Here is a 10,166-nt window from a genome sequence, read left to right as displayed (position 1 = left end):
GACACCCAAATTCGATATCCCGGGGCTGGGATATCGAATTTGGGTGTCATGCTGCGAATCCGATGTTGGTGACGTTTTCGTACTGGCCCCATTGCGAGCCCAGGTCTACCACCGCGTCATTCACCCACGCATCGTCCAGGGCCGCGTCGTTGCCGGTGCTCCAGGCGTCGACGATGCGGTCCCAGTGGCGGACGTTGAGGGTGCGGAAGTCCACGACCCGCTGGTGGGGGCGGCTGACGCGGGACTGGTTGAGGGAGTGGAACTCCACCCGGGTGCCGCGGCCTTCACGGTTGAGACGGCTGGTCAGGTACCGGGCCACGTTGTGGCGGCGCACCGTGCGGTAGACCGTCTCGATGCGCTGCAGGTTCTGCTTGGAGGGGCTGCGCCGACCGGCCAGCCAGGCCTTCAGGGTGCGGTCGGTGACGGTGAGGCCGGCCGCGCGGGCTGCTTCGCGGGCGTGGGGGGTGCGGGTGAGGTAGTGCAGCCGGGCCATCAGGCCACGGCGCGCGGTAATGGGCGTGGCGATGAATCCAGTGAGCCGGTCGAGTTGCCGGGCAACAGCCTCGTGGCCCTTGATGCCGTGGGCGCCGTACTTGCCGAACTCCATCGTCCTTTCCGGCACTTCCCCCTCCTTCCATCACGGGGGCGGCGGTCTAGGTTGTCACAGGAGGAAGTTGGTTGGGTATTCGGCTGATCCACTGACACCCCTGCAGAGCACCCCCGGGAGCTGATCGTGAAGGTGGATGAGGCTGTCCGGTCGGAGGCCGAGCTCGCGGCGTTCTACGACCACCAGGACGACGCCGTCGCCGCCATCATGCGGGTCTACACCCCCTCCCCCAGAGCGCGCCGTCCGCGGTTCCGGGCCCAGCTGCACATGGCGCCCGGGCTGGGCAAGACGCGGGTAGCCGCGCGCGTCGCGGATCTGGTCGCGGGGCGGGGGTCGCTGCTGATGGTGGTGCCCACACGGACGCTCCTCGAGCAGACCTACCACGTGCTGCGCGCGGCCGGGCGCGGCGGGCCAGTGATCGCCGTGTACGCGCCGCGGGATGCGGCGCTGGCGGGTGAGCCGGGCGTGATGGTGACAACGGATCCGCGGGTGGTGGCGTGGCACGCCAACGCCTTCGCCGCCCAGGGCGAGGGGCAGTTCACGGTGCTGGCGACCTACGCGAGCGTGGAGAATTCGCTGATCGCCGGGCATCGGCTGAGTGCGGAGCGGGACGGGGCCCGGCCGCTGCCGGAATGGGACCTGCTGGTGTGCGACGAGTCCCACCACACCGAAACCTCCCAAGTGTGGGGACGGGTCAACGAGCAGCACCTCGTGCCCGCCCGCCACCGGCTGTCGATGACCGCCACCCCGCGGCTGCTCGGGGCGGTGCGCTGGGACGAGCAGGGGCGTCTGCAGGCGAGTGATCCGGTGGTGCGGCTCTCGGAGCGCAGACACGGGCCTGTCGCCTACCGATTGGGCCTGCGGGAGGCGCAGCGGCGCGGGAAACTCGCACACAGCCCCGTGATCGCCGCCGAAGTCGACGAAGCCCGGCTGCGCGACCTCGTCGCGGCGCGGGGCCGGGCGGACGCGGGGGTGCGGGCGGAGCTGCTCACGGCGTCGCTGGGGGCGGTACTGCGGGCCGCAGGCCGGATCGGGTGCCGTCGGCTGCTGACCTACCACTCGACGGTGACTGGGGCGCGCGCGGCCGCGGCCTCGCTGGCCCAGCTGACGCGGGTTCTGCATGGGCAGGGGACGTCGGCGCCGCGGCGGGTATGGGCGGTGGCCTTGCACGAAGGCACCCCGGCCCGGGAGCGGCAGCGGGTCCTGAAGGCGCTGGCGGCGGGCACGGATCTTCGGGGGCGGCCGGTGGACTTGGCCGTGGTCTGCTCGGTGCGGCTACTGAGTGAGGGTGTCGACGTCCCGGCCGTCGACGCCGTCGCCCTGGTCGACCCCCGCGCGGCGCAGGGCGACCTCCTGCAGATCGCGGGGCGTGCCGTGCGCTACGACTGGGAGAACCCGGACAAGATCGCGTCGATCATCGTGCCCGTGCTCCACCTGGCACGGCCTGCGGACGGCACGCTGGTCGGGCCGGACTGGGGGCCAGTGATCAACATGCTGCGCGCGCTGGAGTCCTACGAACCAGATCACGCCACCGGCGAAGGCGAAGATGAGCCGGAGGAGGCCGTGCGGCGGCTGGAGCATGCCGGGCGCAGCAGCAGCCGCGGTCCCCACCGCGTCCAGCCGCCCAAGGAGGCACGCCAGCGGGCCGAGGAACGCGCCCGCGAGCTCCAGCAGATGCTGACCCTCACCCGGCAGCGGTCAGCAGCCGTGTTCGCTGACTGGCTGAAGATCACCGTGCTGTCCGACCCGGTCACCGCCGACACCGAGCGCGTCATGCGGGCTGTTGCCGCCTACCGCCAGCGCACGGGGCATCTGCGGGTGCCCGTGGACTGGCACGAAACCCTCCCCGTGGACTACGCCAGGGTGCCCCTGCTCAGGAAGAAGAGCGAGGAGCAGCAGGAGCTGGCTGAGGAACACGAGCGGGATCTGCCGCCCGAGCTCGCGCAGGAGCCAGGGGTTGTGGTGGTCCGGCTCGGCTGGGAGCTCGAGCGGGTACGCAGGCAGTGGCGCCGCGACCGTGACGACCTACGCACCCTGATCGCCGAACACGGCCCCGAGGAAGGACTGTCCGTCTGGCAGGGGCGGCCGCGGCGGGTGAGCGCGGACCTGGCCGCCCTGCTCGGCGAGTACGGGTTCGTGTGGGAACCCAGGGCCTCAGCCCGGCAGCTCCTGGTCGAGGCAGCGCGCGTGTACGCGGATCAGCACGGGCACCTCCTGCCCGGGGTGGAGGAGACCCTCAGCGTGGACGGGCAGGAGGTGAAGATCGGGAGACTGCTCAGCGAGTGCCGCAGGCCCTCCTGGGGCGCGCAGGAAGAGGAGCGTGAGGTCGCCCAGGTGCTGGACGAGCTGGGGGTGTGGCGCGTGAGGGCCGGGGCGCCCTGGAACGCCGCCTTCGAGCGCAAATTCGTCCTGCTGACGGCCTTCTACAAGGAGGGCGGGCGCTGCGGCGAACTCCTCACCGGGCAGCGGATCTTCCGGGGCGATGATCTGGGTAAGTGGCTGTGCGACCAGCACCGCAGGTGGCCCCGTCTGGGACAAGAGCAGCGCGCAGTGCTCCTGGAGCTGCGCATGGGACCGGCCACCGGTGACCGGCGGGTCACGGCCGCAGGCTCGGTCCGTGTACCGCGCTCCCGCACCGAACGTCTCATGGAGATCGTCACCGCCGCCCGCCAGCACCTGGAGGAGATCGGCCCCCTGGTGAGCGAGGACGGTCGGCACTGTGTTCACGACACCTACCGGCCGCGTGTTGGCGGCATCGAGGTACAGCTGAGACGGCGCCTGAACGCCGCACGCACCCGGTACCCCACCTACCCGCCCGAGCACCAGGCGCTGTTCACCGGACTCGGACTCCCCTGGGCAACAGCCGCTCGCAACGGCAAGGTGCAGCAGCAGACTGGTGACGGGCAGTGAGCCGTCCATGCGCGGCGGGCGATCGGCGGTGTGGTGTCAGCGGGCGGTGGCGCGTGCGTGGTAGGCGTCCTGGAGCCGGTTGAGCATGGTGTGGCAGTAGTGGGCCAGGGGCTGGTGTTGGTCTTCGTCGATGACCAGGGCAACGGTGTACACGCCGTGGTCGTCGGCGGGCAGGGCGGCGCGGGGCTGGCTGGCGCGGAGGTTGGGCCAGTAGCGGCCGTGGGCGAAGCCGGAGGCCGCCCGCCAGGCGGCGCACACCTTGACTGCGGTCAGGCCGGCGGCGGGGGCAGCCTGGCTGATGATCTCGTTAGTCTTCGGCGCGGCGAGCGGGGCCAGGGCGAGCTGGTCGGCCAGGGCTCGGATCTCAGCGCGGCGCAGTGCCCCGCTCTGCCCTGGCGGGGCGGGTATCTGTCCGGTGTCCTGCTCGTGCTGGTGGCGGTTGCGCATGTCTTCGTCCCACAGCGACAGCGCGCGGCGCTGGCGTTCGGGGCGGTTGCCGGAGAGCAGCCAGATTCCGGTGGCGAAGTTCTCCAGGGCACTGCGCAGCAGGGTGAAGGGGCTGGTGGGGTCGATCTCTCCGGCCAGGGTCAGGCGGCGCAGGGCGTCGGCGTGGGCCAGGCCTGCGGTGTAGGAGGCGCGGATCAGGTGGGCTGCCGCGTACGGTCCCAGCGGGGCGTCATCGGTGGCCAAGCTGCTGGAGGGCGCGGGGGCGGGCAGCTGGCGGTAGGCGCCGTCGGTGCGCAGCTGCTCAACCTGGTGGAACAAGGGCTCCAGGTAGGCGCCCTTGAAAGCCTGCGTGTTCATGAGCCTTCAGGGTAGGCAGTGTGCCGGGCTGGGGGTAGCGGTTTTGGCGGGGACGGCGGTGAGCCAGCCGGAGCGTGTGAGCAGAAGGACGGCAACGAGCTCAGCGTGGCCGGGCCTCTGTGCGGTCCGGCCCTGCGCGCGGCGCTGCTGGTGTCCTAGTAGTAATCGTTCATGGCCTGGCGGTACTCAGCCAGCTGGTGTCCGAACTCGTCCAGGTGTGAGGAGTATCCGCCCTGCAGCAGGGACGCGAGGTGATGCAGCCGGTTGACCTCGTCGTAGAAGTTGATGTTGGTCTGGTGAGGGCGGGACGGCTGGCTTGCGGCATCACGGCCGACGGTGGCGTACCGGTACGTCTCCCCGGTGTCGTCCTGGCCGTCGAGCCAGAGCAGGGTGGCCATCGACTCGTCGTCGATGCGGTTCTCGGGCGGCTGCAGGTCAGTGATGAGGCCCAGGTAGGTGTTCAGGCGTTCGGCGAGCTTCTTGATGGAGTGGCTGTCCTCGCGCAGCTTGGCGTCGCCCTTCTGTGGGCTCAGGTTCCTCCCGCGGGTGTCGTAGCCCTCGGTGCGGATGATGCGGGCGGCCCTCCGGATCAGCCACTTCAGGCTCAGTTCCACGCTGTGGCGGTAGTTGTAGAGGATCGGGACCGGCAGGGAGTCATCGGGGCCGTGCAGGCTCCAGCGCTCTGCTGCGATCTGGGCCACGCGAAGGTATCCGCCCGCGATGACGAGGTCGTCCTCGATACTGCCGCCGTACACGGCGATCTCGTAGGCAGACCATCGCGGGCGCGGCAGATCCATCAGGTGTTCGTCCGGCTGTTCATCCATACATAGATGTTGTCCCCCACGACGCTGGAAAGGACCCTGCTCCGGTTCGTGATCAGTGTGGCGTGGCAGCCCTCGGCATCGACGAGGAGGGCGGTGAGCAGGGTGGGGCCGGGTGTTGAGCGCTGGGGGCAGCGGAGGGCTCGCGGCCGGGATACTTGAGAGGGGGAATCAGCCGTCGGGTGCGGTGCTTTCCGGGAGGCTGGGGGGATGGTTCCTGGGGTGTTGCGTGTGTCTCCTGTGTGTGGGGAGACGACGTTGTCGTTTCTGTGCCGGATCGCTGATCGGTACGGGTTGGAGGAGAAGGCGCTGTTGTCCGGGTGGCGGTGGCGCGGGCACCGTCCTCGGCACGAGGGTGGCGGGCTGCGGGCTGATGCGGAGGTGCTGCTGGATGCGGCGGGCCGGCGCGCGCTGTCGGGGCTGTGCGGGGTCGGGGAGAAGGCGCTGGCGCGGGCGCTGCCGTCCTGGGGGCGTCAGGACCCCCAGCTGGCGGCGGGCCAGGACGGTGCTGCTCGGGGGCTGTGGCGGGTCGGGGGCGCAGTAGTGGGGCCGGTGGCGTTCGGGTGCCGTTTGTGTGCGACGCGGCGTACCGGGGCCGCGGTGTGTGTGGTGCGGTACGCGCAGCGGTGGGAGCGGGTGTGTGTACGGCACGGGCGGTGGGCTCTGGACGCGGACGCTGATCAACCGCTGGAGTACCTGGACGTGCGGGGTATTGCGGAGGTGGGGGCGGCGCAGCGGCGGTGGTGGGGTGTGGTGCGGCGGGCGGTGCGGGCGGGGGTGGATGCGGGTGAGGTGTTCGGGCTGGCGTATGCGGTGGTGGCCCGGTGGTGGGAGGGGGCGTATGGGTGGGAGCGGGAGGAGATCTGGCCGCGGCGCCTGCACCAGGTTGCGGGCGGTAACGCAGGGGCTGATCTGGAGTGGTGGCGGGTGGTGGGCCGGGATGCGGTGATCTTTCCGGAGGTGGTGGCGGTAGCGGATGCGCTGCTGGATCCGGTCATGGCGGAGTTGGTGTGGGCGGACAGCGGGGGTGCGCGGCCGCTGGGCGTGGACGGGGCGTTTGGCCGCCGTCTGGGCGAGCGGGTGGGAAGGGGGTGGCTGGGGCCGCTGATCGCGGTCGACCATGGGGGTCTGCTGCTCGCGTGGATGGGGACGGTTGTCCGTCTGCGGCGCCACCCCGGGGGTCAGCCCGGGCCGTTTGCGCGGTTCGAGGAGAACCTGTGGTGGGTGCGGCAGGAACACCAGCCATCGACGATGGCCGCCGGACTGCGAGTTGTGTCCAGAGAGAGAAAGGCCCCGGGATCGGGGACGAACTGGCGCGCTGTGGTGCCCGCGGAGCAGCGCTTCACGATCACCAATCTCCTTGGCGAGGCCGAGGAACAGCTGCAGCAGCTACATGGTGCGCAGGTCGGCAGGACTGCCGAGGTGGCCCGGCACCTGCTGGAGGGTCTGAGCCGTGGCACGGATCTGCTCGACCAGGCGCTGGAGCGGGTCATGGTGGCCGCCGTGAACGCCGGAGTGCCGCTGGAGGAGGTGGCCCGGTGGGCTCGGCTGTCCGAGGAGGAGGCGGAGGAGGTCCTCCGGTCGGACCGGGGCACAGACAACCAGTACCGGTAGGGAGCGGACGTTGCTGGTCGTTGAGGGCTCGGCCGTGGTGCGGGCGGGATCGCCGTCGCGTGCACTGGGCTGTGTCGCATCGCGTGGTGGCGCGGGGCCATAACGCCGGGGAACGTGCCCGGCGCGGGTCGGTACGGACCGTACGGGAGGCGGCGTCGCACGGTTCGCATTTCCGCTGAGAATCACCTTTTTGAGTGGGACGGGCGGTGTTCGCGGGATGTGCATGGCCGGGTACGCCCTTGGCTGTCCGGCGTGAAGGGCGCGGAGTTACGTGTGGTGGCCGGTGTGCTGCTGGGGAGGGGCTCGGGCGTGGAGGTCGCTTTCAGCAGTCCTGCCGGACAAGTGACGCAGTTGTCGTGGGAGCAGGCGGTCACATCGGTGCGGTTCGAGGCACTGGCGCCGGTGTCGGCGTTCCCGGTGGTGCCGGAGCGTCGTGGGGTCCGGGCTGGTGGTGGTCGGCGAGTACCGGGCGGCATGTGGTGCACGGGTCGGCCGCAATGCGCACGCAGCTGATGCTGCTGGACCGGGAGTCGGCAGTGACCGGCTTGGCGGGGCGGCCCGCTCGGTTCGTGTGGCGGGATGAGACGGATGGGCGGGTGCACTCGTGGGTGCCGCAAGTGTTCGCCCGGTACGCCGACGGCACCGGGCTGTTCGCGGACTGCCCCTCGGGTCCGGCCTCCGGCGGGGCCCGGGCGCAGCGGGCAGGCGTCGTGCTGGAGGCGGCGTGTGCGCGGGTGGGGTGGGCGTACCGGCGGCTGGAGCCGCCGCCAGCGGTGGTGGCCGGGAATCTGCGGTGGCTGGCCGGGTACCGCCACCCCCGGTACCGGCGGACACCCGGGCTGCAGGCTGCGGTGGCCGAGGCGTTCGCCGTGCCGCGGCCGCTGTTCGAGGGGGCGGCGTCGGTGGGTGATCCGCTGCAGGTCTTGCCTGCCATCTATCACGCCTTGTGGTCGGGGCAGTTGGTGACGGGACTCGATGAGCCGTTGCATGGCGGATCGCTGGTGGGTGTGCCTGCCGGTGGTGGCCCGGGACGTGGATCTGAAGCGGGGATCGACATGCTGGGTGGGGAGTGAGCGCGGTGGGTGGCAGTAAGGGGAAGGGCCGGCGTCCGGTGGTGGAGGTCGGTGTGCACGTCGTCTACCAGGGGCGGACGTTTCAGGTGGCCGCGTTGCGGGGGCAACAGGTGTCTCTGCTGGACGAGGGCGGCGCGGATACGTCGTTGCTGTTGAACCGGTTGTTCGCCGATCCAGGCTTTGGGGTGGTAGGTGCGCGGGCGGCGGATGCGGTACCGCAGTGGGGTTTGTTCGAGACGGTGCCGGTGGCGGAGCAACAGCGTGCGTTGGCGTGGCTGCCGCACATCCGGGAGGTGGAGACCGGGTGGCCGCATCCCGAGGGTGGCCGCGAGGGGCAGGTGATGCGGGAGGAGTACGACCCCGAGCGGTGGACGCTGGCACAGCGGGAGGCGGCCAAGGCGAAGGAGATGACAGCGCTCGGGTTTCCGCGGGTGACGCGTCTGACAGTACAGAAGATGCGGCTCGTGTACCGCAAGCAGGGGTTGTGGGGGCTGGTTGATAAGCGCACGGTGCCTTCGCGTGGCCGGTCTTTGACGGGTTATGCCGATGAGCGGGTGGTGGCGGCGGTGCTGGAGGGATTGCGCCAGCAGCGGGGCCGCTCGAAGGGAACGGTGAAGGGACTGCAGGTGCTGGTCGGGCAGATCCTGGAGGAGACACACGGGCGCGGGGTGGTGGAGATGCCGTCACGGTCGTCGTTCTACCGGCTGGTGAGCGTGCTGGCGGATCCGGCGGATCGGCTGGGGTACGGGGCGCGGACGGCCACCGCGCCGGGACGGGGGCCCGCGGCGCCGGTGGTGTTGCGGCCCGGGGAGCAGGTCCAGATCGACACCACCCGGCTGGACATCATGGCCGTACTGGAGGACGGAAGCCTGGGACGTCCTGAGCTTTCGATCGCGGTGGACGTGGCGACACGGTCGATCCTGGCGGCGGTGCTGCGGCCTCACGGCACGAAGGCTGTGGATGCGGCGCTGTTGTTGGCGGAGATGGCGGTTCCCCGTCCGGCGAGGCCCACCTGGCCGGCAGCGTTGCATTTGTCGCGGGCGCAGGTGCCGTATGCGCGGATGCTGTCCCTGGACGAGCGGCTGGAAGGGGCGGCGGCCCGCCCGGTGATCGTGCCGGAGACGATCGTCGTGGACCGCGGGAAAATCTATGTCTCCGAGAGCTTCGTCGCCGCGTGCGAGACGCTCGGGGTGAGCGTGCAGCCGGCCCCGCCACGGCGGCCACAGGCCAAGGGTGTGATGGAGCGGACCTTCGGTTCGATCAACGACCTGTTCTGCCAGCACGTTGCGGGCCATACCGGGTCCAGTGTGCTGCGCCGGGGCCGGGACACTATGGCGGAGGCACAGTGGACGATCCCGCAGCTGCAGGACTTCTTGGATGAGTGGATCGTCTGCTGGCAGAACCGGCCGCACGAGGGCCTGCGGCACCCGGTGCTGGCCAAGACGGTGCTCACCCCGAACGAGATGTGGGCCGCTCTGATCACCGTGTGCGGGTACGTGCCTGTGCCGCTGACCGGTGCCGACTGGCTGGAGTTGCTGCCGGTACGGTGGCAGCCGGTGACCGAGCGCGGCATTCGCATCGACTACCGCACCTACGACCACGAAGTCCTCGACCCCCACCGAGGCCGGCGCTCGGACGCCGTGGTCAAGGACGGCAAGTGGGAGGTCCACTACAACCCGCACGACGCCCGGCAGCTCTGGGTACGTCTGAGCGACGAGCAGCTCCATGAGATCCCGTGGATCCACCGCGACCACGTCCACCAGCCGTTCAACGACCAGATGTGGCGCCACGTCCAGGGTGAAGTCGCCCAGCGTGGCGACCGTGAACAGCACGAGGCCGACCTCGCCGACGCCCTCGACCAGCTCCTGCGCCGCACCCGCGCCAGCGCGGGGAAGCCCCCGAAGCGACGGGGTCGCAAGAGCCCCATCACCGCACCCGGCCCCGCGGCCGTGTTCGAGGGTCTCGCTGTCGGTCTGCCGGCACCACGACAGTCGGCCGCCCCGGATGACCGCCAGCCTGGAGAGCCTGCCCCTGCGCCACGTGCCGTGCAGGACGGCGTGGCAGACCCGGCAGGAGGCGAAAGAACGATGCAGAGAGGGCCGGGCGGAGGGTGGGAATGGGAGGGCGAGAGCCTGGACGACCTTGCCGCCACGGAGACGACGGCCAGGACCGGCGCGGGTGCGCCGGAGGGAGCAAACACCGGCACAGCGGCAGCTGATGCCCGTGGCGACGGGTACGGGCTGTGGGATGCCGAAGCGGAGGCCGAGCAGTGGTGAACAACCCTAGGGACACGAGAGAGGCGTCGATAAGCGGTGCCACATCGGCCGCGCACCGGCC

7 protein-coding genes are annotated in these 10,166 nt (G+C 70.7%); 4 read left to right on the top strand and 3 right to left on the bottom strand.

From position 1 onward, the window contains the following. Positions 1–46: 46 nt before the first annotated feature. Positions 47–622, bottom strand: a complete 576-nt coding sequence (locus CP970_RS43930) for a helix-turn-helix domain-containing protein (protein ID WP_055557208.1) — start codon at positions 620–622, stop codon at positions 47–49. A gap of 111 nt (positions 623–733) precedes the next feature. Here CP970_RS43930 and CP970_RS43925 point away from each other — a divergent pair, with 111 nt between their 5' ends. After that, positions 734–3,517 (top strand): DEAD/DEAH box helicase, encoded by a 2,784-nt coding sequence (locus CP970_RS43925; protein WP_150494732.1) that lies wholly within the window; start codon positions 734–736, stop codon positions 3,515–3,517. Between the two features lie 36 nt (positions 3,518–3,553). Here CP970_RS43925 and CP970_RS43920 read toward each other — a convergent pair whose 3' ends face one another. Both CP970_RS43920 and CP970_RS43915 read right to left on the bottom strand, forming a co-directional pair. Further along, positions 3,554–4,321 carry a hypothetical protein gene (locus tag CP970_RS43920; protein ID WP_055557185.1) on the bottom strand — a complete coding sequence of 256 codons (768 nt, stop codon included), beginning with the start codon at positions 4,319–4,321 and terminating at the stop codon, positions 3,554–3,556. A 155-nt stretch (positions 4,322–4,476) separates the two neighbouring features. Next, positions 4,477–5,145 (bottom strand): hypothetical protein, encoded by a 669-nt coding sequence (locus CP970_RS43915; RefSeq protein WP_055557187.1) that lies wholly within the window; start codon positions 5,143–5,145, stop codon positions 4,477–4,479. 255 nt (positions 5,146–5,400) lie between these two features. On the opposite strand from CP970_RS43915, the gene CP970_RS43910 reads away from it, so the two are divergent. The 3 genes from CP970_RS43910 (at position 5,401) to CP970_RS43900 (ending at position 10,105) form a co-directional block, all read left to right on the top strand. Further along, on the top strand, positions 5,401–6,756 hold the full coding sequence (locus CP970_RS43910; protein WP_317987183.1) for a DNA-binding protein: 1,356 nt from the start codon (positions 5,401–5,403) through the stop codon (positions 6,754–6,756). Between the two features lie 194 nt (positions 6,757–6,950). Then, the gene (locus CP970_RS43905) at positions 6,951–7,829 is read left to right on the top strand and encodes a TnsA-like heteromeric transposase endonuclease subunit (protein ID WP_317987182.1); all 879 of its coding nucleotides are present in this window, start codon (positions 6,951–6,953) and stop codon (positions 7,827–7,829) included. A 53-nt stretch (positions 7,830–7,882) separates the two neighbouring features. After that, complete coding sequence (locus CP970_RS43900) at positions 7,883–10,105, top strand: transposase (RefSeq protein ID WP_450262626.1); 2,223 nt, start codon at positions 7,883–7,885, stop codon at positions 10,103–10,105. Positions 10,106–10,166 lie beyond the last annotated feature (61 nt).

Origin of the sequence: Streptomyces kanamyceticus (genome assembly GCF_008704495.1) — a bacterium.
Taxonomy (GTDB): domain Bacteria; phylum Actinomycetota; class Actinomycetes; order Streptomycetales; family Streptomycetaceae; genus Streptomyces; species Streptomyces kanamyceticus.
This window is presented reverse-complemented; position numbering and strand designations above follow the sequence as displayed.

Excerpts from the sequence above, each read along its gene's own strand:
- CP970_RS43920 (WP_055557185.1), bottom strand. The coding sequence starts at position 4,321 with ATGAACACGCAGGCTTTCAAGGGCGCCTACCTGGAGCCCTTGTTCCAC.
- CP970_RS43915 (WP_055557187.1), bottom strand. The coding sequence starts at position 5,145 with ATGGATGAACAGCCGGACGAACACCTGATGGATCTGCCGCGCCCGCGA.